The following is a 24,288-nucleotide window of genomic DNA, read 5'->3' on the forward strand; positions in this document are numbered from 1 at the left end:
TGATTCGGCCAATTCGTCATAGTGGTCGGCATCCCACTGTTGGAACACCGAAATCCCGCCTTCGCTTCCGATGGCGTAGATCCGGCGACGCCGCTCATCGTAGAAGACATCGTCACAATCGCCGATGGTGGGCAGAGTCGCTAACCGGCCTACCGATTCTGGTGCGCTGTCTTGCAGCTGAAGGCGCCTGGTGCCGTGTCTCAGTCAACATGAAAACGGTCATATAGTGTGTGTGGAACAGCGAAGACAAAATCCAACACTATGCGCGGTAGACTACGAACGTCGTGCACGAGTGATGTGCTATCCGAGCCGCCAAGCAAAGCCCCATGCCGCATCGCGTACCAACTGCACGCCGAGGAGACCATGAGGGCAGGTAATCCCAAACCCACAACGGCTGCAGTCTCCCAAACCGGCTGTGAAGCCCGTAAGCGCTGGGAGACTGACTTTCCGTGGGCGAAAGCATGAAGTTCTGTCCGAGAGCCGGATGCGTTAGCAGCGCATGTCCGGTTCGATGAGCGGGATGTGAAAACGGAGCATGGTCCGGATAATGAGGCACCGGCTGACGAAAGGGCTGGATATAGATTGGCCGAACCTAAACCACCGCGTCACATCTTGACTCTACAGGTTTGGGGTAGTGACCCCCATTAGCGATTTAATGAGGGCTCGCCGGAATAATTGAGCCGGTTGAGGCCGTTCAGCGCGGCGACCTTGTAGCACTCGGCCAATGTAGGGTAGTTAAAAACCGTGTTTACAAAGGAGTCGATCGAGCCCTCGAAAGCTATGACGGTCTGTCCGATGTGAATGAGTTCGGTTGCGCCTTCGCCAACGATATGAACACCCAGCAGCTGGCGCGTTTCCCTGTGAAACAATATCTTCAGGAGCCCGGTAGTGTCGCTTAGGATCTGGCCTCGCGCTATTTCGCGGTAATGTGCGATGCCAATCTCGTATGAGACACCCGCTTCGGTCAGCTGTTCTTCTGTTTTGCCAACGAACGAAATCTCCGGAATTGAGTAGATGCCGTAGGGAAACAATTCGGGGACCGACACGACCGGTATACCGAAAGCGTGGCATACGGCCACGCGCCCCTGCTCCATCGCAACGGAGGATAGACTCGGGTAACCGATTACGTCGCCCGCGGCGTAGATGTGCGGTTGCGAAGTCTGGAAGTTGGTATTTACCTGAATCCGGCCGCGCGCATCGGCAGCGAGGCCACATGCCGCAAGATTCAACGAATCAGTGTTGGCCTGCCTTCCTACAGCATAAAGCAGAGCATCCGACCAGATCTGTTTTCCGCTCTTCAGCTTCGCGCCGACTTTGCCCTCAGAAGATTTCGTAACCTCCTCGACCTCCTCACCCAGACGAAAAGTGACGCCCTGGCTGCGCATGTGATAACTCAGCGCTTCAGCAATCTGCTGGTCGACGAAATCGAGTATGCGAGGGCGGCGTTCGATCACAGTCACGGGAATATCCAGAGCGGCGGCAATACAGGCATACTCAATACCGATCACGCCACCCCCAACAATGGTCAACACATGGTGCTCCGTTCGTAACCTGCGAATCGCGTCCGTATCGATAATGGAGACATCGTCCACGGGAATCGCGTCGTTGTGAGCCGGCCGCGAGCCAGCAGCGATCAACACGTGGTCCGCGTGGCAGAGGTGCTCTCCTTCTTGATTCGCAACCCGAATCGTGTGAGGTCCTGAAAAGGAAGCAGTGCCGATCAATACATCGATATCATTGCGGCGAAACTGATTCTCAAACACCCGAACTTCGTTGGACGCGACTTCCTCGATTCTCAGTGCCAAGTTTGAGGCCGAGATCCGGCGATCCGTGGACCCCGATCGGGTAGAACGCAGGACAGCCTCCCGAAGTGTCTTACTCGGAATCGTGCCGGTGTTGATACTGGCCCCACCAAGAGCTTTAGAGCGTTCAACCACCGCAACCTTCTTACCGAGTTTGGCGGCCTGAATTGCCCCGTGATGTCCGGCAGCGCCCGAGCCGATCACCACCATGTCGTAATGTTTTGCCGATCGATTAGTTTCGTTCATCCAACTTATTCTCCTGCACAAAATTGCTAACTGTTGCTATCCCTGCGTTCGTGCCAGTTCTGCTAGCGCGTCCGCTTCTTTCAAAGCCTCGCTTAAGATTCTTGCTTGTATCTGGTTGTCGGTAATGCAGGCCAACTCTCTACTTGTTGGCATCAGAAGTTCGATCTCACAGTAGCGGCCCCGATCTTTTTCATGATGCGCCTTGCGTTTCCAAAAGCTGACACAAGCGAGAAGCAATGAGATACCCGGGCAGAATGTCGACGACGCCGCATTCGAGCGCGTCCCACCAGAGTTCCGCCGTACTGAAAGAAGTCGTGAGTACAATCGGCACACAGATATCAATACCCCTCATCCGTTCGACGAGATCTCTCCAATTACCATCAGCCAGGGCGAGTTCCGTTACGATCACGGTCTTCTCGCGCGCCGAGTTGAGCAAATCAACTGCCGCTCTGATGCTGCGCGCCCACTGCACGGCCAGTCCGCGCGCTTTGATGTCCTGCGCGACGGTGGCGTCCGGGCTTCTGTTGGACACGAAAATTACTGTTCCTGCTCGTCTGTCGGTCTGCATCGATCCTCTAACACTGCTGGATTCCACTTTATGCCGGGTGGCCTCCGACTGGCCGTAAGCTGCCGTAAGCCGGCCGTAACACGACGAAGCTTCGGGAGCCTAAAATGATGTGGGGGTAACCAAATGTCAACTCTGCCCTCATCATCCGAAAAATCTCTCGCCAACTCTGCAGCCGACCCTGTGCCGGCGACGGCGGTTCGCGACCAATTGGCGCGCGTGGTGAATAGCCCCGGGTTCGTTTCGTCGGCCCGGCTATGCCGGTTTCTGACGCATATCGTGAATCGGACAATCGATGGAGATATCGATAGCCTCAAGGAGTTCTCGATTGCAATGGAGGTGTTCGACCGCACCTCTGAGTACGATCCGAACATCGACGCAATTGTTCGGGTCGAGGCTCGCCGCCTCAGAGCGAAATTGAAGGCCTATTACGAGGAAGGACAGGGCGCCGCCGCTGATCCGGTTCTGATTGGATTACGGCCGGGCAGTTATGTCCCGGTCTTCCGATGGCTTGACACTCAGCCGGCAAAGCATCGCGAAGAAAGTGGAGCTACTGGCCCCGGCCGTACATGCATTGCCGTGTTGCCGTTCGTGAATATGAGTCCGGAGCCGGAGCAGGATTACTTTTGCGATGGGATCAGTGAAGAGATCACGAGCTCGCTTACGCATCTATCAGGATTGAGCGTGATTGCGCGAACATCGGCCTTCCACTTCAAAGGCGCCAGCATCGATATCCGGGAAGTGGGCCAGCGCCTTGGCGCCGATCTCGTCATCGAAGGAAGCGTCAGGAAAGCCGGCGAACAGCTGAGGATCACTGCCCAGATGATTGAGACCGAATCTGGACATCACTTATGGTCGGAGACGTTCCGCCGTGAACTCAAAGATGTGTTTGCAATTCAGGAAGAGATCGCACAATCGGTTGCGGGCTTACTCCGACTCCGTGTGCCGGGAGTGCAGGGGTTAGTTCAGTCTTCCGCTCCTAACCTTGACGCTTATACGGCGTTCTTACAAGCTCGCTTCCTGATTCATCAGCAGTCGCCTGAAGCACTACAAGCTGCACTGAGGCAGCTACGAAAGCTGGTTGAGGTTTATCCCGACTACGCTCTCGCTTACAGTGACATGGCTGCAGCGAACGGTCTTCTTGCCCTTTTCGGGGCCGTGTCGGGCCGTGAGGTTTATTCCGAAGTGAAGGCAAACGCGGAGCGCGGCTATGCACTCGACCCTGAATCCGGAGAGACGTGCACGGTGCTGGCCGGAGTTCGTGCCTGGTTTGAAGGACTCCTGCACTTCCAGCAGCAAAATTACGATGCGGTCATACAGTCTCTCTCGCCGTCTGTTTCACCATTGGATACCTTCATACAATCGCGCTTCAGGATAGTCGCGATCCAGTTCGAAAGACTGCCGTAGATCATCTGCGGCTGAATCGTAATCCCCCTTTACATAATGAACATAAGCCATGCGCGCGCAATCGCTGGCAGAAAGCGGGTCCAGTTCAGCAGAGCGGCGGAGGCCTGCTTCTGCTGCCTCGATGTTTCCCTGGCACAACAACGCCATGGCACGAAACCTGTGAGCCCGCGCGTGGCTGGGTTGTAGTTTTAGAGCGCGGTCGTAGAGCCCGTTCGCTTCGTCCCAATCATATTTGGCCTGCTTGCCGCAGCCCATGCCAAGGAAGGCAGTTTTTCGCGAACCGAAGAGTGTATCGAAAGGCTTCATCAACTCGCATCCCGGCAATACGTCACTCCGTTGGCAGAAGGTTTCGCTGCAATCGGGATGGGAGATTTCGATCTGGCGTTCAAGTGCCTGGACGAAGCCATCAACCACAAGACAATCTTTATAAATCTATTAGCTGTCGAGCCGTTCTTTCAGCCTCTCCTTACCGACCGCACGTTTTCCAGGCTTCTGAAAAAGCTCAACTTGTCGCACTGAGCAGCCGTAAGTCGGCCGTAAGCTTACGACCGACTTACGGGTCATTACTCCCCCACGCCCAGCGTTCGAAGGCACCATCACTTCATGCAACGAAGCACTCGAACAGCTTGCTTGGCCTTAATATTCGGGAGGCTGGCTCTGGCTCTCTCTAAGAGATTGCCCCGAAAACAACCAAATTCTCCGGCTCAGAAGAGGCTGCTATTCGCCTCCCAAGAGTTTGCGATTTGCCTCGTCCTGGGGCTGTCCCCAAACGGAACTCATCGGACAATCCAAGAAGTCGCTGACAAGTTGGCAATCAAAGTGGGAGCTGCCAAATCGCTTCTGCTGCGGGCGCGACTGAAAATTCGGTCCGCCTTTGGAACAGAAACGCATTGCCATCGACGACGAGTTACTGATCTAAGCAGGACGCCGGGTGCTCCGATGAAGTGGAGGCTCCGTTGCCAACCCTGCCGGAATACTGGAGGACTCGACTATGAGCACTAAAGCCGCAGCAAAACGCCAGACATTACCGCATGCTGCAAAGCTCATCAGAACTCAATACGGAGTAGAGCCTCTTAGGGTTTTGTTCTTCGTAGGTCTATGCGGTCCAGTGCAGTTCGCGGGAACGGACGAAGGACTGTATGAACGGCACCTTCTGTTTGACAACGGCGTAGATCCGGCCGTAGCGACGGCACGCGACCGGTTTGAAGCGCTTGCTCGGTCAGCACGCGACATTCTATCTCAGCGCTGGCTATTAACACGGAAGTTCCTCATCGACCGCTCACTCGCAAACAAGGTTATGAATCTTCTGCTCCTTCCACTGGCGAACCGTTCAAGGCAGCATCGTTTTATGCAACGAAGCACTCGAACAGCCTGCCTGGCCTTCATATTGGGAATGCTCGGACTGCTGGCCCAAGGCCAGAATCTCGCACCTCTATCCCCTGCGCTCACGGATGAAGGGGCCGCAGGGTCAAGCTCTCCTGAATTGACGCTCGAAGAGGCAGTTGAACAAGCTGTTGCGAACAACAGCAGTCTGAAGACCGCCAGCCTCGAGATACTCCGGGCCGCCGACGATCTGGCTGCGAATAAGACAAGACGTTTTGCGAATACGCAGGTCACTGTGCTCGGCGCCCAACTGGTTACGAAGCCATCGGTTACTTACCCGGCGGGCTCGCTTGGGGTATACAGCGCGACCGGGCCGATTCCGGCGACGAATCAAAAGGTCGAGATTCCGCGAAAACCCGTAGGCATAGTGAATGTCCTGGTTGCCCAGCCGCTTTCGACGCAGTACCAGCTGCGTTTGCAATTGAAGGCTCTTGCGCTGGGCCTGGAAGGTACGCGCCAGGACCAGGTGAAAACGCGTCTGGAGGTGGTCGACCAGGTTCGACGTGCTTACTACGCGGTTGTCGAGGCACAGAGCGCTTTGGATAGCCTTCAGGCGTCACTCCCTTATTACCGGGAATCGCATCGTCTGGCATTCGTGAACCGCGGTAAAGAGACGATTCTCGAATCGGATTTGCTGAACGCCGATGCGCAGCTTTTGAAGACACAGAATGCCATCAGCGATGCGAGCGAAAGGGTCGCGTCGGCGAGCGAAAGATTGAACGATCTGATGGGCCGGGACGTACACACGCAGTTTCGGGTTGCGGCGATCGGCGATGCAGATACCGATCTCGCCACACTCGGAGCCATGGAAGCCCGCGCTCTTCAAAACCGGCCAGATGTGAAGAAGGCGAAGCTTCAGGTGGAGCAAGCCAATTACGACGCGCGGGCGAAGAAGGCGGAATATATCCCCGACGTGAGTCTGGCCTTCAGTTACTACACAACAGCGAATTTCCAGAATGTTTTTCCAAGCAACGTCGGGACAGTGGGCCTGTCGCTTCGGTGGGAACCGTGGGACTGGGGACGCAAGCACCATGAATACGACGAAAAGCGAACCAAGGAAGAGCAAGCCAAGGTTGGTGTCGGCGCTACGGAACGAGCCGTTCTTCTGGAGGTGAGAAATGCGTGCCGGCAGTTGGAGAACACCCGCCGACAACTGACCCTCAGCGATGCAAGCGAACGAGCGGCCCGGCAGAAGCTCAAAGAGTTGCAGGAGCAGGTAAAGCGCGAAGCGGCATTAGGCAGAGATTTGTTTCAAGCACAGTCGAATCTGGCTTCCGCCGACAGCCAGCAGCAACAGGCTCTGACTGCGTTTTGGAAGGCCAGGGCCGATTTGAAAAAGGCGATAGGAGAAGAATGATGCGTGTATATTTCGGAATTTTGAGTTTAGCTGTGCTTTCCGCTCTCACCGGCTGCGGGACAAAAAAGCAGAAGGCGGGGCCAGAGCCGGTTCCCGTTGTGGCGGAGATTGTGGCTACGCAGCAGGTCCAGCCCAGTTGGACTTACGCCGGCGAGATTCGTCCGGACACTGAGGTTCAACTGGCCTTCAAGGAACCCGGTTATATCGCCGCTCTGTATCGAGTGAAGGGCGTCGATGGTCGGATGCGTGATGTGCAGGTAGGCGACGAAATACCTGCCCGCGCCACACTGGCCCGACTGCGCAGCTCCGATTATGAAGCCTCGCTCAACTCCGCGGTCGGCCAGCAGCGCTCAGCGCAGGGTACGCTTGATGTTTCGCAAGCGGAACTCAACCGAGCAAAGGCCGATCAGGCAAAGGCAGATCTTGATTTTGAACGTGCACAAGCGCTCTATGCCGCCAAAGCAATGACTCGCCCGGATTACGATGCGGCGGTGAATCAGCACACCTCGGCGACCGCCAGTGTGGAAGCCGCCGTGCGTCAGATCGAGGCGCGGCACGGGCAGTTGAGCGCTGCATCGGCGCAGGCTGTCTACGCGCGGATCAATCTTGGCGATACGAGCCTGAACGCTCCCATGCCTGGAGTCATCGTCGAAAAGAGTGTGGAACCGGGCAGCCTGGTTGCTGCGGGGACAAGAGCGTTCACGCTCGACGATACGCGCGTGGTGAAGGTGAACTTCGGAGCTCCCGACAGCATGCTGGCACACCTCAAGCTAGGAGCACCGGTGCCTGTGCAACTTGATGCCTTGCAGGGCCGGACCTTCACAGGGCAAATTACGGGAATCTCCGCCTCCGCCAACCGTGAATCACGGGTTTTCAACATCGAGGTCACTCTCCCGAACCGGGATCGCTTGTTCAAGGTGGGCATGATCGCACGCATCCGTATAGAGCAAGCGAATACGCAAACTGTGCCTGTGGTACCACTGACTGCTTTGATGACCGCGGAATCCGGTTCGAATAACTATTCGGTCTTCACTGTAACGGAGCACGATGGAAAACAGTTTGCGCAATTGAAGAGTGTGAGGATTGGTGAAACCTTCGGCAAGTCGGTTGTCATCGACGAAGGCCTTACGCCCGGTGAACGAATCGTCGTCAACCGTACTAACCAGCTAAGCAACGGAAGCCTGATCCGGATGGTCAACTAGGAGACGCAGCAATGACACACGCACAGAATGAGCAGTCCACGAACAAGAAACAGAATCTCGCCCGCTTCTTCCTCGAACAGCGACACATCGCCTGGGTCTCGCTCGCGGTTGCGCTCCTCTGGGGAATCTACGGACTATTGAAGATGCCGCAACGGAAAGACCCGGACATTCCGGTACGCCAAGCGATGATTATCGTGCCTTGGCAGGGAACATCGTCCGAACAGGTAGAGCAACTGGTGACCAGGAAGATCGAGCAGGCTATTGCTTTGAATCAATGGGTGACGGAGATCAAGAGCGCCTCCAGAACCGGCTCGGCGATGGTCCAATTCGAACTGGCAGAAAAGGGAAAGTACGACAGGGACAAAGAACTTGACGACGTCAAGATCAGGCTGGACGCCATCCACGACCTTCCGCAGGGCGCCGGTCCGATTTTGTACATCAAGGACTTCGGGGATACGTCTGCATTGATGCTTACAGTAGCGAGCCCGCCGGCCGATCCAGCTCAGGTCAACTGGGTGAGCAAGCTGGTTGAGGCACAGATCCGGCAGGTTCGGAGTGGTTTGGATACGCATACTCAGCCGCGACGTTCCATTGTTGTGGTTTTTCCAAAGTCTATCGACAGCGACGAAGTCGAGCGCAAGTTGTCTTGGGTGACCCGAGACATGGCAACCCAACATCTTTGTTCCGATGTGCGCGCGTTTTCGGGAGCAGGGTTTACCGGGGTGGACCTGGCGACGAACCTCAGCACTCCTGATCTGAAATCGGCCTTGAGTAAGTTCGCAAATCAGAGCCTGCAAACCGACGAACTTCATCCCGATGCATGGGAACCTGCGATCATCGACGAGCCGGCAAACACCACCGCGGCGCTTCAGGCCGTGGCCGGTGACAAGTACACTTATCGCGACCTGGACGACTTTACCGATACCCTTCAGCGAAGCCTCAAAACGCTGTCGATCGTGGCGAAGGCAGAACGTTCCGGGGTACTGGACGAGAACGTATTTCTGAATTTCTCGCAGCAGCGCCTGGCGCAATACAAGCTAAGGCCGGCGGATCTTTCCAGCATCCTCGCGGCCCGGAATCTACCGGAGAGCGGCCAAACGCTCAATGCACGCGGACGGACGGTCAGCGTCAACACCACAGGCGAGTTCAAGAGCATCGACGATCTGCGGAATGTAGTGATAGGCACGTCACCGAACGGAACGCCGCTTTACCTGCGGGATCTCGTGGACATCGACAGGGGATATGAGAATCCCCCTTCGTTCCTGAACCGGTACACTCGTCGCGACGAAAACGGTAGATGGATCACGACACGCGCGATTACGCTCTCGGTCCAGATGAAGAAGGGAGAACAGATCGGTTCTTTTGGAAAACAGGTGGACGCCAATCTGGCGAGCGTCAGAAAAACATTGCCGGCCGATTTGGTCCTGGCCAGGACGTCAGACCAGCCATTGCAGGTACACGACAGCATCGAGCTCTTCAGCCACAGCTTGATCGAGGCGCTGGTGCTGGTGGTAGTTGTGGCTTTGATTGGCTTCTGGAGCTGGCGGACGGCCATTCTGATTGCGGTGTCCATGCCGATTACGCTCGCGATCACGTTTGGGGTCATCAGCACGCTCGGGATCGACCTGCAACAGGTCTCAATCGCTTCGCTGATCATCGCGCTGGGACTATTGGTCGATGTACCGGTGGTGTCCGGCGACGCGATTGTGCGCGAACTGGGTGCCGGGCAGCCACGGTCCGTCGCCGCGTGGCTGGGACCGACAAAGCTATTCAAAACGATGGCATATGCAACCGTCACGAATATCGTCTCCTATCTTCCATTTCTGCTGTTGCCCGGAGATACGGGGAAATTCCTGTACAGTCTGCCTATCGTCATTAGTTGTTCTTTGCTGGCGGCCCTGCTCGTCTCGATGACCTTTGTGCCGCTCATCAGTTCGTTTCTATTGGAAAGCAGGAGCGAAACTCCTATCGAGGAGAGGCGGCAGCGCGGGTTCACGGGTTGGTATTTTCGAACGGCAAAGAAGGCCATTGAACACAGGAAAGTCTGCCTGGCAGCATCGCTTGGCCTGCTGGTAGCGGGCGGCGTCGTGTTCTCCACGCTCAAGCCGCAGTTCTTTCCAAAAGACCTTCAATACTTTTCTTACATCGACGTGTGGCTGCCTGAAGACACTCCCGCGAGCGCGACCAGCGCGGTTACTCAGCAGGTGGAATCCATTACCCGCCGGGTAGCGGAAGAGTATGGTAGAAGCCATCCGGAGCACGGACATCCGAAGGATGTTCTGCAATCGATGACGACTTTTGTGGGCGGCGGCGGTCCTCGCTTCTGGAGCAGCGCCACACCCGAGGACAGGCAAACCAACTATGCTCAGGTGATTCTGCGAACGAAAGACAATCATGATACGACCCCACTGCTTGCCCTTTTGCAGGCAGAACTGGACAGGCAAATTCCTGGAGCAATCATCGATACGCGGACTCTCGAAACGGGCAAGCCGGTTGGAATTCCGATTCAGGTCAGAATTTCCGGCGAAGATCTGCCACGTCTCAGAGCGGAAGCCGAGCAGCTGAAGCAAATCTTTCGAGACATCCCCATCGCCGCCAGGGTTCGAGACGATTGGGGTGAGCCGAGTGCGAGAGCAGTGGTGCACGTCGATGCGGACCGGGCAAACCTGGCGCACGTCACAAACGCAGATGTTTCCGATTCCGTCGGTGCGGCTCTTCATGGCATTACGGCTGGAGTTTTGAGAGATGGCAACAAGCAGGTTCCGATTGTTGGACGCATGCAGATGGAGGAGCGGTCCCAACTCTCCGATCTGCGCAGTCTATACGTCTTCTCGCGGCAAGACACCCCTCCAGTGCCTCTCGATCAGGTGGCGACGACTGTCCTGAGTCCGGTAACGCCTAAAATCCGACGCTTCGATCAGTACCGGACCATTACCGTGCAGTGCTGGCCTACGCAGGGGCATTTACCTTCGGAGGTAATCGCAGCGGCTATGCCAAAGCTGGAGGCATTCCAGAAGCAGCTTCCCGACGGGTTTATATTCCGCTTCGCAGGCGAGCAAAAAGAGCAGGTCAGCGGCTTTGGTGAACTTACAACAGTGCTGCTCATTTGCGTATGCGCCATTTATCTGGCTCTGCTTGCGCAGTTCAAGCATGCGTTCAAGCCACTGATCGTCTTTGCCGCCATTCCGTACGGCGTTGTCGGTGCAATCTTTTCACTCGCCATTATGGGCCAGCCCTTTGGATTCATGGCATTCCTTGGGATCATCAGCCTCATCGGTGTCATTGTGAGCCACATCATTGTGCTGTTTGAATTTATCGAGGAGCGACGAGAAGAGGGTGAGGAATTGGAGTTGGCGCTGATCGATGCCGGCATCCTTCGTTTGCGGCCAGTGATGATCACGGTTGCGGCCACAGTGATTGCGCTATTTCCGTTGGCTGCACACGGCGGCCCGCTTTGGGAGCCTCTTTGCTATGCGCAGATTGGGGGACTGACGATCGCCACTTTCGTGACGCTTGGGCTCGTTCCCGTCCTCTATTCCTTCGTCGTGCTGGATCTGAAATTGATCCGTTGGGAACAAGAAGAGCAGCCTGGTTCTGCTGCTCCGGAGAAACCCTCAGCGATGCCTCTAACATCCGGGATACCTGGGTGACCACTATGAACTTTGGACACGCCATCCAATACGCGACATTGTTATCACTTCTGATGGGAGGTCTCGGTGTGGTTGTCGGGGTCTTAAATCACCGTGTGCAGGTGAAGACGCAGATCTTCCTGGCAATGTCTGCCCAGTATGACGAACTGTTGAAGAACTCTTCGGCGGCATTCTGGCTGAGTGTGCCAGTTGGCACGGAGCTTCCTGAGCGGAGGGACGATTTAACCATCTCGATGTTACGATTCTGCACTCTGGTTTCCTTGACCTATCTTCTATTTTGCGAACGCCGCATACCAAAACGAATGTGGGAGTTGATGCTCCGTTCCGCTGAGCGGAGGTTCCGCAGTCCCTTATTTGTGCGTGAGTGGGAGCATTTGAGGACTGAATTCGAATCATTCCCGGAGTTCGTCTCACTCGTTACCTCAGTGCATCGTATGTCGCCCCCAATTCCCTTGGCGCCTAGGTAACGCAGGACTGGAAGATTCGGCTCAGTGTCACATTTGCAAATGACTGGATACTGCCAGAGTCCTGTTGCCTGACTGCGAATTCAGAGTTGATGAATGGAGAATTGCTAGCCCGATGAATGGCGTAATACAGAAGGAGATACGATGAAAATCACGAAACAGTTGATATTGCCACTAGTCTTGTTGTTCATGCTCGCTTACGCCAGGGGACAGGACATTCACTACAACTATGACCGAGGCGCGAACTTTCAATCCTATCGGACCTACCAATGGGTCGACGTCCAGAGGGGTCCGGGTGGTCCGTCAGAAGCCGATGTCCCGACCGGTTTGCCAAATTTGCCGGTCGGCCCACCACCTATGAGCGCTAGCAATGTCCAAGATGATCAATTGCTCGATCAGGACATTAGACGTGCAGTCGATGCACAGCTAGCAGAGAAAGGTCTCACCAAGGTGGACAAAGGTGGGAACCTTTTTGTGGGCTACCAGGCCAACGTTCATGAGGAAAAGAGCATAAACCTGTCGGGCTCGGGAGGCTATGGCTGGTCGGGCGGAGGTCCATGGGGCGGCTTGAGCTCGTTTCAGGGCCAGACTTCTACCGTTCCCATTGGGACGCTGGTAGTGGGCCTATATGACCCCGCAAGAAAGCAGTTGATCTGGCGCGGAGATGCTAGCAAGACCGTCAACCTCAAGAAAGATCCGAATAAAAACTACGCGAACCTGCAAAAGGCGATGGTCAAGCTTTTCAAGAACTATCCGCCCCAGCCCGGTAAATAGGTGCGAGGGGCGAAAGAACAACGTCGCGCTATGCCAACTGGACCCGTCCGCCAAGACAGCCGGCGGTCCCTCAACGAAGAGGAGCAGAGCAATGGACTCACATTTTTGGGATATTTATCGAGATATTCGATCCCTCATCCAAAAACCAGACGAGGCAGTCTACATCCTTTACACATCGATTGGAGCGATTACTGTTCGCAAATTCGTCTACCGAGCCGAAGCAGGTTATGTCTTTTTGCAGGGTATCGACGAGAGCGGGAGGGATCGTATCGTAGGCTTTTCGGAACAACAGCTTTCCACATTTGCATTTGAGGTCCGGATGAAGTCAGCCGACAAGAGCGGCCAGATTAGATTCAATCAGAATCTAGCTGAGAATCTCTCTTGAGCTTAGAGCGAGAACCTGAGGAACTCACCGTCAGACGAGGACGCGATCTTGCCTTTAGCTGGACCGTCCTGCCCGTATAGAAAGAAGGACACTAGTCGCCATGCTGACATCCTCGGAATTGAAGAAGATACCAATCTTTTCGTGCTTGAACGACGCAAACCTTCTGTGGCTCTCGCAGCAGGCTGCCGATCTTCATCTGGAACCGGGTGAGTATCTCATTCACGAAGGGGAGCCCACGCCTTTTTTTGTAGTGATGGACGGAAGCACGGAAGTGTTCAAAGATGTGATGGGGCGTCGAACTGAAGTCTCAGAGCACAAGCCGGGCGATTTCTTTGGCGAATTGGCCATTCTCATGGCAACGTCAGCTCCCGCCTCCGTCCGCGCGAAGACAGCTTGCCACTTGGCACGGCTCGATCCTCAACACCTCCAGGAGTTGATTCGACGCTCGCCTGAGTTCAGCGCGTTGATCTTACAGACCCTTAACGAGCGGGTACAAGTCGTGCAGAAGTACATGCTGAATCTTCCCTCCAGCCGCGTACAGATCGTCGGATCGAAATTTGATGACGACTGCCGGGAGATTCGCACCTTCCTGAGCATGAATCGAATCCCTTATGAGTGGGCCGACCGCGATCGTAGCGCACATCTGGCTCCGACTGACCAGGCTTGCGAGGTTGCTGGCCTATCCGTCGTCGTGGATGGTTCGTTCTGCGTCAGCCATCCTCCTACGGTTCGTAAGGTAGCTGAAGCGCTCGGATTCCAAACAGCTCCCCATCGCCAAAGCTATGACGTGGTGATTATTGGCGGCGGCCCAGCGGGACTGGCGGCTGCCGTCTACGGAGCCTCGGAAGGGCTCAGCGTCTTGTTGGTCGAGCGCAAGGCTCCCGGCGGTCAGGCTGGCACATCTTCTCGCATCGAGAATTACCTCGGCTTCCCCAATGGCATCTCAGGAGATGACCTCAGTCAACGCGCGTTCCGGCAGGCAGTTAAGTTCGGAGCCGAAGTGGTTCTCACCCGAGAAGTCCAAGAGATCATTCCGCATCCCGATGGCGCATACACGATTGGACTCGATGGCAGCGATAGGGTTGCCACAAAGACGGTGATCTTGGCGACCGGAGTTGCTTGGCGCAGACTTGAGGCGGACGGCGTCGATCGCTTCATCGGACGTGGAGTCTTGTATGGGGCCGCACGTACGGAGGCCCCCACGGTGGCAGGAAAGCGCGTCTTTATCATCGGCGGCGGCAACTCTGCCGGCCAGGCTGCCCTGTTCTTCGCAGATTACGCTAGTTCCGTGACCATGCTGGTCCGCGGCGAAGATCTGAGGCGCAGCATGTCGCAATACTTGATCGATCAGATTGCTCTCGTGCCGGGCATTCGGGTGGAAACCGAGACTCAGGTGGTCTCTGCAGACGGCACGGAGTGTTTGAACGCAATAGACACACGGAAAAAGGGGGAGGCTGTCATCCGCCGGGCTGCAGATGCACTGTTTGTCATGATCGGCGCCGATGCAGTGACCAATTGGTTGCCACCTCAACTCCAACGGGAAAACGGCTATGTCCGAACGGGACGCGAGGTGAGCGACAAGCCAGGTTGGGCGGCAGATCGTGCCCCATTTCTGCTGGAAACAAATCTTCCGGGCTTCTTCTGTGTAGGTGACGTTCGATACAACTCGATCAAGCGCGTATCCAGCAGCGTAGGAGAAGGCAGCATGGCCATTGCTTTCGTGCATCAATATCTCTCGTTACCTTTTCAAATAGTTGCGGACGCCGGTTACTCCACTGCGAAGCGGAAGGCATGATCCCGCATATTCCTGTCATGCGCACGGTTAATAATCAAGACGATGGCAAACTATTCGGGCGCGAGGACTTCCGCTATGAACCTGATACTGATACGTAGGTCTGCCCTGGCAACAAGAGGCTGCTGCGCAAGAGCACCATCACAAAGATCGTTACACCATGTATAAAGCTTCGGCTGCCGACTGCGGCGCATGTTCACTGAAGCCACGCTGTACGCCGGCTCCGAGACGCGGCTTGGCTCAACACTTGTATGAAGAAGCGTTAAACCGGATGCAAAAGAGGATGACCCCAGAAGCGATGAGGCTACGGCGATCCACTGTCGAGCATCCGTTCGCAACGATCAAGTACAGGATCTTCGGACATCCACGTCTGTTGATGCGCGGACTGGCCGGTGCAAGGATTGAAATCGGCCTCGCGACGATGGCATACAACCTCAAGCGCATTACAAACGTGCTCGGCGCGGTCAAACTGACGCAAGCGCTCCATCACGCCTGATAGGCCCGGCGACGGAACGCACAATCCCAAAATCCTGAGTGTGTTGCCGAGAGCAATAGTGCCCTTCGACAATCTCCTGAACTGAGTTTTGTAACAACCTCGGAACGAGACTGTTACGAAACTCTTTGCTCGTACTGGCTTGCCCGATGTTTTGTACCAGTGAGGAGTTAGTGTAGCGCGTTTATTGAAGGGCCTAGTTTTCCTGTACCAAGAGCAGTGTTAGTCCCGGCCGGTTTAGGTTGCAGCCAGATCGCGGCTAGCCGCGATCTGGCTGGCGAACTCGCTTGGTGTCCTGTCATCGAGAGATGCGTGAGGACGGCTCTCATTATATTCCCGCCTCCAGGCTTCGATGAGCTTCCTTGCCTCTTTCAGATCCAGGAACCAGTGGGTGTCGAGGCACTCTGAGCGGAAGGTCCCATTGAAGCTCTCCACGAACGCGTTGTCAGTCGGTTTGCCCGGTCGGGAGAAGTCAATCTTCACACCATTCCGATAGGCCCATAGGTCCATCGCCTGGCTGGTGAACTCACTGCCGTTGTCACAGAACAGCACCTTTGGAACGGCGCGTTCGAGCTTCACTCGATTCAACACTCGTACCACATCGTCTCCTTTCAAGCTTTGTCCAGCTTCGATTGCCACCGCCTCTCTGGTATAGACATCGACGATGGTCAACGAGCGGAACTTTGTGCCATCCTGCAGCTGGTCGGCTACGAAGTCCATACTCCAGGCCTGATCCGGGCCGGTTGCCTTCAACCGTTCTTCGCGATGTCGCGCTGCTTTGCGCTTGCCGGCTGGCTTCATCCGCTTCAGAGTCAGGCCTTCTTCCACGTACAACCGATACACCACATACTTACCCACTTCCCAGCCTTCGCGGTTCAACAGTACGCGGATCTTACGGTATCCATAGCGCACTCTTGCCTGAGCGATCTCGCGGATACGCATCCGCAGCTCAGTTCGTGGATCGAGGCAGCTTCGATAGCGGTAGGTCGCTCTTGGAACGCACAGAACACGGTAGGCATGCCGCTCGCTCACCAGATAGCTTTCCACCAGACGCTCCACCATCGGTCCACGCCGCGAAGGCTTCACCATTTTTTTGAGAGAACATCCTGCAGCATCGTCTTATCCAGCGTCAGTTCCGCCACCAGCTGCTTCAGCCGCAGGTTCTCTTCCTGCAGCTGAGCCATTTGACGGACCTGGTCCACTTCCAGACCGGCATACTTCGCCTTCCAGCGGTAGAACGTCTGCTCGCTGATCCCTGCCTTGCGGATCACCTCCGCTACAGGCACTCCAACCTCCGCCTGCTTCAATACTCCGATCATCTGCTCCACACTGAATCGCTTCTTCCGCATCCAAATCCCTCCGCCTTCTCAGGCTAAATTTGAGCGGAAACTAACACCTGCTTTGGCTCAGAAATACCGGGGCCCATCAGACCGCCGAGGCTTCATGTGGTTTGCCACCCGGGACGGCCTTAATCGCTATGACGGCAACGCCTTCGTCGTATACAAAAACAGTCCCAACGACTCCGGCAGCTTGAGCTCCAACTTTTTGCAGGACCTGATGCAAGACGATCACGGCTATCTGTGGATTGCCACCAACACAGGGGCGAACAAATTCGACCCTGAAACCGAACGCTGTACCCGCTACGTCCATGATCCCGACAATCCCAATACTCTCGGTGGCGCCTCGGTCAAGAGCATCGCCCAGGACAATCGCGGTTCTTTTTGGTTTGGTACCGAAGACAGCGGCCTCGACAAAGTCGATCCAAGGACCGGAACATTTACTCATTATCGAAATGACAGCGATGGCCAGTTTGTCGGGAGGATCATTGAGTTGATCGAGGATACTCATCGCGAGATCTGGTTTGTTGGCGAGCGCGGTCTGTTTCATCTGAATCAACAGACGGGTCACTTCCCCTCCTGCAACCAGGATTGGCATCAGCGCAGACAGTGTGTATGAAGACGAAACCGGCAGCTTGTGGATGCTGGTCGATTCTCCGATCGTCGGGCTCGCGAAATACGATCGGGAGGCGGAGCGCCTCACGACATACCCGCTTGGCGGCCCGTGATGTCGGCGTTTTGGCATCGACGAGCAGCGGGGGGTCACTGAACGGCACTCTTTTGGCTGACGGCCAAAATGGATTATGGGTGCCATCCGGCAAGGTCTCTACTACTTCGACCGGCCGACAGAACGTTTCACGTATCGGTTTCAGCACGACGAAAGCAACCCGGATAGCCTTGACAGCAACGCCGTTTTCTCTGTCTATAGGGATTGGGGCGGCGTGCTGTGGGTAGGAACTGAGAATGCGGGACTCAACATACTCAATTTTCGGCAACAGCAATTCAACCCTTATAGGCATCGCCCCACCGACCCCAATAGCCTCTCACTCGGCAGAGTCAAGGCGATTTATCAGGATTTCGATGGCGTTGTGTGAATAGGTTTGTTTCCGCGCGCCCTCGATCGATTGGATCGAAAGACGGGAAAAGTCACCCACTATGTTCCCACCCCGGGCGACGAGAAGGGGTTCGGTGAAGGCACGAACATTGACTGCCATTTACAAAGATACAGCGGGTTATCTCTGGCTCGGTGACGGAGGCGCCGGTCTTGTGCGATTCGATCAACGCACGGGGCGTTTCAAGCATTACCGGCACAAACCCGATGATCCCAGCGGCTTGATTTCTGATAATGTCTACACCATCTTCGCAGACCGGAACGGTCACATGTGGGTAGGCCAAGAGGGCGGCCTAAGCCGCTTCGATCCAGCGAAGGACGGATTTACCAATTACCGGCCTGTTCCGGACCATCCGGCCAGTCTGGGAAATACCGTCTGGGTCATCGATCAGGATCGTTCCGGCACTTTCGGTAGACTGTGAGCGCAATGATCTGGAGAAGATGGAATGCGTTGCTGTGCGTCGTGCTTCAGGCAGCATTCATCATTCCCGCTCGCGGACAGGCGCACAGTATCGCTCCTCCGCCGCCGCCTGGAGCCAAAACACTCACCTGCAAAGGAAGGGTGATTCCGCAACTTGTGGATGTTACGAGCAAGTCGCGGATTCGATTCACACATCTCGCGGCCACCGAGAAAAAATACATTGTAGAGTCCATGGGCGGCGGCGTACTTATTCTGGACTACGATCGGGATGGCTGGCCGGATATCTATTTTACGAATGCCCCAACCGTCCAGATGACGCTACAAGGTCAAAAAGCATCGGGAGCCCTCTTTCACAACAATGACGATGGCACGTTTTCAGATATAACGGCCAAGGCCGGCATTGCGAATCCCGGCTTTGCCATGGGTGGAGCCTTAGGTGATTACAACAACGACGGATGGCCGGACATCTACGTGACGGCACTGGGAGGAAATGTACTTTACCGGAACAATGGAGATGGCACCTTTACCAACGTGACATCTAAGGCGGGGGTTGCGGACGGCCGCTGGTCGACGGGAGCGGCTTTCGGCGACTACGATGGCGACGGCTACGCCGATCTGATGGTGACTAACTACGTGGATTTCAAGCTCGGCGATCTGCCCGGCTTCGGCAGCAGCCCTACGTGCAAGTACCGCGGCATCGATGTTCAATGCGGACCTCGCGGCCTGAAAGGAGCGGGAGATGCTCTCTTTCATAACAATGGCAACGGAACATTCACGGATGTCAGTAAGCGTGCGGGAGTTGACGACCCCGGCGGCTACTATGGTCTGGGCGTAGTATGGAGCGACTTCGACAACGATGGGCTGCCGGACATCTACGTCGCCAACGACTCCACTCCAAACTTCCTCTATCACAACGAAGGAGAGGGCAAGTTTGCAGAAATCGGTCTGGAATCGGGAACAGCAGTCAGCGCAGATGGTTCCGAACAAGGCTCTATGGGACTGGCAATCGGCGACTATAACCACACGGGTCGTTTTTCCATCTATGTCACAAACTTTGCCGACGAATACAACACGCTTTATCGAAACGACGGCAAGCTCAATTTTCAGGATGTCTCCTACGACGCCGGCGTCGCACTTGCCTCCTTGCCGTGGCTCAAATGGGGAGATGCATTTTTCGACCTCGACAATGATGGGTGGCCCGATTTGATTGCAGTCAACGGTCAGGTCTATCCGCAGGTGGACTCACTGCCGTCAGGGGCGAGGTATCGGCAGCCCAAAAACCTCTTCATGAACGAGAGAAATGGGACCTTCTGCGATGCGAGTGCGCAGGCCGGAGCCGCGCTGGTCGAACCACGCGTCAGCCGCGGACTCGCAGTCTCGGATCTGGACAATGATGGCAATCTGGATGTTGTTGTCGAAGACCTGGACGGTTCACCCATGGTCCTGCATAACAACGGCAGCGCCGATGCTCATTGGGTAAGCTTCGAGTTGGCGGGCACCAAAAGCAATCGATTGGCGCTGGGAGTGCGCGTCACAGTGGTCGCCGGCGGCATGACGCAAACTGATGAAGTACGCAGCGGAGGCAGTTATCTTTCCCAAAGCGATTTGCGTGTGCACTTTGGACTTGCGAAGACAACAAAAATTGATTCAGTCGAGTTCCTCTGGCCATCAGGAAAGACAGAGAAGATAACAAACCTTGCAGTCGATCGCTTTTATTCCGTTCTGGAAGGATCCGGTCTGGTGGCGGCAAAGCGCATTCGGCCCCTCGCGCATAAATAACTGCTGGCTGCATCCATTCAGTGGTCAACCGGTGCGACGGTGGACTCGCGAACAATGAGTTCCGGTTGGAGCGTCAGGGCATTTGAATTCGGTCGAGCAGTACTTCTGCTCCCATCATTTCCAATTTGAGGAAGCGGTTCGGCTCGTCCCGTTTTAAACATTTCCCCTGATTAGCGAACAATGACCATCTTTACCCGTGATCCAGGAAAAGCATCTTGCAGGAAGCTCATCTGCAGCCAAAACCTCGGTAAATGATTTCCTCTAGGGTCGTATCCCCTTCAAAAAGGATGACTTAGATTTCCTACTTGACAGTTGCCCAGGAGGTGATGATTAATGCCTCGCTGTATTCCGACAGAAGCGCTTCTGCAGCGCTTTAATCAACGTCCAGCCGGGGCCTTCGGTGGAATGATCCCGAGCATGGATTGCAAGGAATTGTAACGTTTTGAGTAAGTCGGATCTGGGTACGGCATTTCAAAGCCACTACCAGTGTGGCGCTATGCAGAACACTGGAGGCAATGACAATGAAGAGGCGAGGTAATTGGTTCTTATTTCTGACAATGGTAATAACCATTCTTCTTACGGATCAAAGCTATGGCCAGGTAACTACAGGATCGATCAGCGGAACGGTCACAGATTCGTCTGGGGCGTCCGTGGCGAACGCAACGATTATCGTGAGGAGCCCCACTACTGGACTGAGCCGCACGGTATCCGCCAATAATGAGGGACAGTACTCAGTAGAAGAGTTGCCCCCTGGCGGTTACGAGGTGACCGTCAAGGTTCCAAACTACAAAGAAGCGATCGTAAAGGGGGTCAACGTTCAGGTAGCGACAAACGCCACTGTGAATGCTGAGCTTCAAATCGGGAGTGTATCCGAGACGGTCACGGTGGAGGCAGATGCGGTCCAGGTGCAGACCGAAAGCGGAGCGCTTGGAAATGTGATTGACGGTGGGCAGGTCAAACAACTTCCCCTTAATGGCCGCAGCTTCGTGCAACTGACCCAGTTGCAGCCCGGCGTCTCTGCTGCCAACAACTTTGACACAAAGAACAAGGGATTGCAGGGAGGCGTGGACATGTCCGTTAACGGCAACCCTACAACCAACAATCTATTCTTGATCGATGGCGTCAACAACAACGATACCGGCTCCAATCGCACCATTCTTATCTATCCGTCAAACGAAGCAATCGCAGAGTTCAAGTTCGCCACAAACTCGTATGGTGCGGAATACGGGCAGGCCTCTGGCGGTATTATCAGCATCGTTACTCGTAACGGAACGAATCAGTTTCATGGCAGCGTTTTTTACGGTGGCCGCAACGATGCCCTCTCCGCCTACACCTATTTCGCGCGTCAAAACGTTGGCAAGGGTCTTCCGCTGGATGGCAAAGATAAACTCCGCCGCAATGACTGGGGCTACTCGATCGGTGGACCGGTCTTGAGAGATAAGCTCTTCTTCTTCTGGAGCCAGGAGTGGAATCGCGAAATTCGCGGACGTACAGTGGGCGCCTGTGTTCCCAGTGCCGCCGAGCGTGCAGGTGACTTCACAAATCTTTCCTGCAGCGGCGCAGCGGCACCCAATATACCGGTCCAGTTTCAGGCAGCCGGAAACCCGCGTGCTTTAAACGCCGTCGATCCGTCTGCCGCCACCGTCCTCCAAGTGATGCCCTTACCCAATTTGAGCACGCTCAACAGTCAGGGGAGGAACTGGCAGGTATCGCTGCCCACGGCGCTCTCCTGGCGTGAGGAAAATGTCCGCGTCGACTATAACCTGACGCCTCGCAATGCGATCATGGGCCGCTACACACAGGACACCTGGAACAACCCTTCCTATAACGCGGGTTACTGGGGCGACGATCCATACCCGGCATTGGACAGCAGCTGGGCACAACCTTCAAAGTCGATCGTAGGACGCTGGACAGCCACCATCAGCAATACCTTTGTGAACGCGGTCTCCTTCCAGTATTCAAACAACCGTATCAGTATCACTCCTGGTGGTACCAATCCTGAGCTCCTGCCGCAGATATCTGCCGCTATTCAGCCCCTGTACTCGAACTCGATCAAGCGCTCGTCTGTTGGCGTCCCGCAGGTGAACCTCGGGGTCTATAGCGGCAGTGGTGGTGACACCATCCAGATGATCGCCCCCTGGCAGAACCAGCTAAACCTCTATACCCTCCAGGACAACGCGTCGAAGGTCTGGAAGCGTCATACCCTGAAATTCGGCATCTTGTTCGACTGGAACGGCAAAGATGAAGACACGGGGCCTGCCAGCTCAGAGCGTCCGATCGTGAACACCGCAGACACGAATGTCGCATCAACCGCGGGAGGATTCGCCACCGGAAACAACCTAGCCAATTTCCTTATTCCAAGGAACGTATTCAACATCAATGAGACCTCCACGAACGTACGTGCAGAGTTGCGCTGGCGTGACTACGAGTTTTATGTCATGGATAGCATCAAGCTCACACCACGCTTGACGCTGGAGGCCGGTGTCCGCTACTCCTACATGACGCCAACCTTCCAGCCGAATAATCAACTAACTAATTTCCAACCCTCGCTTTATGATCCGTCTAAGCCTGCCACTGATGCCTGCAACGGTCTTTGGATCGTGAAGGGCTCAGACCCCTGCGGAACGGCGAACTCGCAGTTTGGTACTGCGTTCAGCTCAGGCGTTGTTGGACCCAACAAGTATCTGGTCGACGTCAACAATCACCTTTTTGCGCCTCGCGTAGGCGTCGCTTGGGACGTATTTGGTGACGCACGCACAGCGGTAAGGTTCGGGGCAGGTCAGTTCTTCCAGCGCGAGCGCGTATCTCGCTATACGTTGGTGTCAAACGCTCCCTTCGCGCTGAACGCCAGCGCCATTCCGCGTACTCTCGACGGTGCTACCCCAGCGACTGTACAGGGCACAGCAAGTCCAGCCGGTGGCTTCGACCCTAGAGCTCTGATGCCAAATTCCTGGCAGTGGAACGCCACAGTTGAGCAGACACTGGCGAAGAACAGTGTCCTCTCCATCAGCTACGTCGGTAATCGCGGAATCCATCTCACATCAAGCTACGACATCAATCAGGTTCCACAACAAAACTGGCTGGCCGCGTCGTTCGCGAGTGGGAGTGACGTGAACGCATTCCGCCCCTACTCAAAGTACGGCACGCTGACATGGTGGGCACACGACGGCAACTCCAACTACAACGGCCTCCAGGTGATGCTCAGATCTCGGGTCAAAGACCTGCAATTATCGGCCGCTTATACCTGGTCGCACTCCATCGCCGATATCGTCTTGGATGACTCAAGCGGCGGACTCGGAGTTCAGACTCGCACCTACTTTCCCAATCCGCGGCTAGATCGCGGCAATGGAAATACCAATCGGCCGAACGTCTTTGTTGCCAATGCCATTTATTACCTGCCGCAGTTGAAAGGATCAAGCCGCCTGGTCCGAAACACCCTCGGCGGATGGGAACTGACTGGCATTACCACTGCCGCAAGTGGCAATTCATTTACGGTCTACCAGAGCACATCTCTATCTGAAAACACCGCAAATCTTGCCTTCCAGCCACTACCTGGACAGTCGCTCAGCTCAGTGACCCAAACCGGCTTTATCAATCCGTTGCGTCCGCTTACCACCGGGGAAAGCTGCACTGCCAATCAGAACGGCAGCCAGATCATTAACCCAAATGCTTTCACCATGGTTGGATATGTCATCGGGACCATACCGGCCAATACAGAGTCTCGCGGCTTCTGCGGTGGACCCAAGTTCGTGAACACAGACTTCTCCGTGAACAAGAACTGGAAGATCTTCAAGGAGCGGGCGACAATTCAATTCCGCATGGACTTTTTCGATATCTTCAACCATGCCAACTTCAACGCCAGCAACGGCAGTTTCTCTCCGTTCTCTCAGGTCAACTGCGGCGGGCGACTTGCAGGAGGATACGCCCCATGCAGCCCGACGAACAACGTAGTGACTTCCGCCCCCATACAAGCTGGCTTCGGGAACTCCAGCGCAACGATAGGCAACGCAGCACGCCAGCTGCAGTATGGGCTTCGCATCGACTTTTAACCTTTAACCGCTAGAACATTTCAAGCCGGCAGGGACTGCAAGATAGCAGCCCTGCCGTTTCCGTTCTTGTT

At 55.4% G+C, this 24,288-nt stretch carries 18 protein-coding genes; 13 read left to right on the plus strand and 5 right to left on the minus strand.

Features of this window, described 5'->3' with window-relative positions:
* Nucleotides 1–644: 644 nt before the first annotated feature.
* Both sthA and BDD14_RS26435 read right to left on the minus strand, forming a co-directional pair.
* A complete protein-coding gene (gene sthA, locus BDD14_RS26430) occupies nucleotides 645–2,048 on the minus strand; it encodes a Si-specific NAD(P)(+) transhydrogenase (protein ID WP_130423815.1) in 1,404 nt (467 codons plus the stop codon).
* 190 nt (nucleotides 2,049–2,238) lie between these two features.
* Nucleotides 2,239–2,616 (minus strand): response regulator, encoded by a 378-nt coding sequence (locus BDD14_RS26435; RefSeq protein WP_130423817.1) that lies wholly within the window; start codon nucleotides 2,614–2,616, stop codon nucleotides 2,239–2,241.
* A gap of 123 nt (nucleotides 2,617–2,739) precedes the next feature.
* On the opposite strand from BDD14_RS26435, the gene BDD14_RS26440 reads away from it, so the two are divergent.
* Nucleotides 2,740–4,020, plus strand: a complete 1,281-nt coding sequence (locus BDD14_RS26440) for a hypothetical protein (protein ID WP_242618302.1) — start codon at nucleotides 2,740–2,742, stop codon at nucleotides 4,018–4,020.
* Here the strand turns inward: BDD14_RS26440 and BDD14_RS33355 are convergent.
* Entirely contained in the window at nucleotides 3,952–4,434 is a 483-nt protein-coding gene (locus tag BDD14_RS33355; RefSeq protein WP_242618303.1) for a tetratricopeptide repeat protein, read from the minus strand. The genes BDD14_RS26440 and BDD14_RS33355 overlap by 69 nt on opposite strands.
* A gap of 577 nt (nucleotides 4,435–5,011) precedes the next feature.
* Between BDD14_RS33355 and BDD14_RS26455 the strand changes: the two genes are divergently transcribed.
* The 3 genes from BDD14_RS26455 to BDD14_RS26465 are packed head-to-tail and all read left to right on the plus strand — an operon-like array spanning nucleotide 5,012 to nucleotide 11,612.
* Nucleotides 5,012–6,760 (plus strand): TolC family protein, encoded by a 1,749-nt coding sequence (locus BDD14_RS26455; RefSeq protein ID WP_242618304.1) that lies wholly within the window; start codon nucleotides 5,012–5,014, stop codon nucleotides 6,758–6,760.
* Nucleotides 6,757–7,962 carry an efflux RND transporter periplasmic adaptor subunit gene (locus BDD14_RS26460; protein ID WP_242617831.1) on the plus strand — a complete coding sequence of 402 codons (1,206 nt, stop codon included), beginning with the start codon at nucleotides 6,757–6,759 and terminating at the stop codon, nucleotides 7,960–7,962. The genes BDD14_RS26455 and BDD14_RS26460 overlap by 4 nt, the downstream gene beginning before the upstream one ends.
* 11 nt (nucleotides 7,963–7,973) lie before the next feature.
* Entirely contained in the window at nucleotides 7,974–11,612 is a 3,639-nt protein-coding gene (locus tag BDD14_RS26465) for an efflux RND transporter permease subunit (protein ID WP_130423819.1), read from the plus strand.
* An 88-nt stretch (nucleotides 11,613–11,700) separates the two neighbouring features.
* Here the strand turns inward: BDD14_RS26465 and BDD14_RS32075 are convergent, their stop codons facing one another.
* Nucleotides 11,701–11,862, minus strand: coding sequence for a hypothetical protein (locus BDD14_RS32075; RefSeq protein ID WP_165420308.1), 162 nt, complete (start codon nucleotides 11,860–11,862; stop codon nucleotides 11,701–11,703).
* Between the two features lie 358 nt (nucleotides 11,863–12,220).
* On the opposite strand from BDD14_RS32075, the gene BDD14_RS26475 reads away from it, so the two are divergent.
* The 4 genes from BDD14_RS26475 (at nucleotide 12,221) to BDD14_RS26490 (ending at nucleotide 15,523) form a co-directional block, all read left to right on the plus strand.
* Nucleotides 12,221–12,850, plus strand: a complete 630-nt coding sequence (locus BDD14_RS26475; RefSeq protein WP_130423821.1) for a DUF4136 domain-containing protein — start codon at nucleotides 12,221–12,223, stop codon at nucleotides 12,848–12,850.
* Between the two features lie 91 nt (nucleotides 12,851–12,941).
* Nucleotides 12,942–13,235 carry a hypothetical protein gene (locus BDD14_RS26480; RefSeq protein ID WP_130423823.1) on the plus strand — a complete coding sequence of 98 codons (294 nt, stop codon included), beginning with the start codon at nucleotides 12,942–12,944 and terminating at the stop codon, nucleotides 13,233–13,235.
* Between the two features lie 100 nt (nucleotides 13,236–13,335).
* Nucleotides 13,336–15,030, plus strand: coding sequence for an FAD-dependent oxidoreductase (locus tag BDD14_RS26485; RefSeq protein ID WP_130423825.1), 1,695 nt, complete (start codon nucleotides 13,336–13,338; stop codon nucleotides 15,028–15,030).
* 100 nt (nucleotides 15,031–15,130) lie between these two features.
* The gene (locus BDD14_RS26490; protein ID WP_278045549.1) at nucleotides 15,131–15,523 is read left to right on the plus strand and encodes a transposase; all 393 of its coding nucleotides are present in this window, start codon (nucleotides 15,131–15,133) and stop codon (nucleotides 15,521–15,523) included.
* 234 nt (nucleotides 15,524–15,757) lie between these two features.
* On the opposite strand, the gene BDD14_RS26495 is transcribed toward BDD14_RS26490, so the two are convergent.
* Nucleotides 15,758–16,869, minus strand: a protein-coding gene (locus BDD14_RS26495; protein ID WP_423201759.1) for an IS3 family transposase whose coding sequence is annotated in 2 segments (ribosomal slippage) — nucleotides 15,758–16,608 and nucleotides 16,608–16,869 — 1,113 coding nt in all. Because the reading frame shifts where the segments join, the coding sequence is not laid out codon by codon here.
* 208 nt (nucleotides 16,870–17,077) lie between these two features.
* On the opposite strand from BDD14_RS26495, the gene BDD14_RS34775 reads away from it, so the two are divergent.
* The 5 genes from BDD14_RS34775 to BDD14_RS26520 all read left to right on the plus strand — a co-directional run bounded on the left by BDD14_RS34775 (nucleotide 17,078) and on the right by BDD14_RS26520 (nucleotide 24,217).
* Nucleotides 17,078–17,476 (plus strand): ligand-binding sensor domain-containing protein, encoded by a 399-nt coding sequence (locus BDD14_RS34775; RefSeq protein WP_423201819.1) that lies wholly within the window; start codon nucleotides 17,078–17,080, stop codon nucleotides 17,474–17,476.
* Nucleotides 17,477–17,660: 184 nt separating this feature from the next.
* The gene (locus tag BDD14_RS26505) at nucleotides 17,661–17,951 is read left to right on the plus strand and encodes a hypothetical protein (protein ID WP_130423831.1); all 291 of its coding nucleotides are present in this window, start codon (nucleotides 17,661–17,663) and stop codon (nucleotides 17,949–17,951) included.
* 94 nt (nucleotides 17,952–18,045) lie between these two features.
* A complete protein-coding gene (locus tag BDD14_RS26510) occupies nucleotides 18,046–18,390 on the plus strand; it encodes a ligand-binding sensor domain-containing protein (protein WP_165420309.1) in 345 nt (114 codons plus the stop codon).
* 5 nt (nucleotides 18,391–18,395) lie between these two features.
* Entirely contained in the window at nucleotides 18,396–20,168 is a 1,773-nt protein-coding gene (locus tag BDD14_RS26515; RefSeq protein WP_130423835.1) for a CRTAC1 family protein, read from the plus strand.
* A gap of 521 nt (nucleotides 20,169–20,689) precedes the next feature.
* Nucleotides 20,690–24,217: a TonB-dependent receptor gene (locus BDD14_RS26520; protein ID WP_165420310.1), complete on the plus strand. Its 3,528-nt coding sequence runs from the start codon at nucleotides 20,690–20,692 to the stop codon at nucleotides 24,215–24,217.
* Nucleotides 24,218–24,288: the final 71 nt, after the last annotated feature.

Source organism: Edaphobacter modestus, assembly GCF_004217555.1.
GTDB lineage: Bacteria > Acidobacteriota > Terriglobia > Terriglobales > Acidobacteriaceae > Edaphobacter > Edaphobacter modestus.

Coding starts and splice junctions, on each gene's coding strand:
- sthA (WP_130423815.1), bottom strand. CDS start 2,048: ATGAACGAAACTAATCGATCGGCAAAACATTACGACATGGTGGTGATC.
- BDD14_RS26435 (WP_130423817.1), bottom strand. CDS start 2,616: ATGCAGACCGACAGACGAGCAGGAACAGTAATTTTCGTGTCCAACAGA.
- BDD14_RS26440 (WP_242618302.1), top strand. CDS start 2,740: ATGTCAACTCTGCCCTCATCATCCGAAAAATCTCTCGCCAACTCTGCA.
- BDD14_RS26455 (WP_242618304.1), top strand. CDS start 5,012: ATGAGCACTAAAGCCGCAGCAAAACGCCAGACATTACCGCATGCTGCA.
- BDD14_RS26460 (WP_242617831.1), top strand. CDS start 6,757: ATGATGCGTGTATATTTCGGAATTTTGAGTTTAGCTGTGCTTTCCGCT.
- BDD14_RS26465 (WP_130423819.1), top strand. CDS start 7,974: ATGACACACGCACAGAATGAGCAGTCCACGAACAAGAAACAGAATCTC.
- BDD14_RS26475 (WP_130423821.1), top strand. CDS start 12,221: ATGAAAATCACGAAACAGTTGATATTGCCACTAGTCTTGTTGTTCATG.
- BDD14_RS26480 (WP_130423823.1), top strand. CDS start 12,942: ATGGACTCACATTTTTGGGATATTTATCGAGATATTCGATCCCTCATC.
- BDD14_RS26485 (WP_130423825.1), top strand. CDS start 13,336: ATGCTGACATCCTCGGAATTGAAGAAGATACCAATCTTTTCGTGCTTG.
- BDD14_RS34775 (WP_423201819.1), top strand. CDS start 17,078: ATGCAAGACGATCACGGCTATCTGTGGATTGCCACCAACACAGGGGCG.
- BDD14_RS26505 (WP_130423831.1), top strand. CDS start 17,661: ATGGGTGCCATCCGGCAAGGTCTCTACTACTTCGACCGGCCGACAGAA.
- BDD14_RS26515 (WP_130423835.1), top strand. CDS start 18,396: ATGATCTGGAGAAGATGGAATGCGTTGCTGTGCGTCGTGCTTCAGGCA.
- BDD14_RS26520 (WP_165420310.1), top strand. CDS start 20,690: ATGAAGAGGCGAGGTAATTGGTTCTTATTTCTGACAATGGTAATAACC.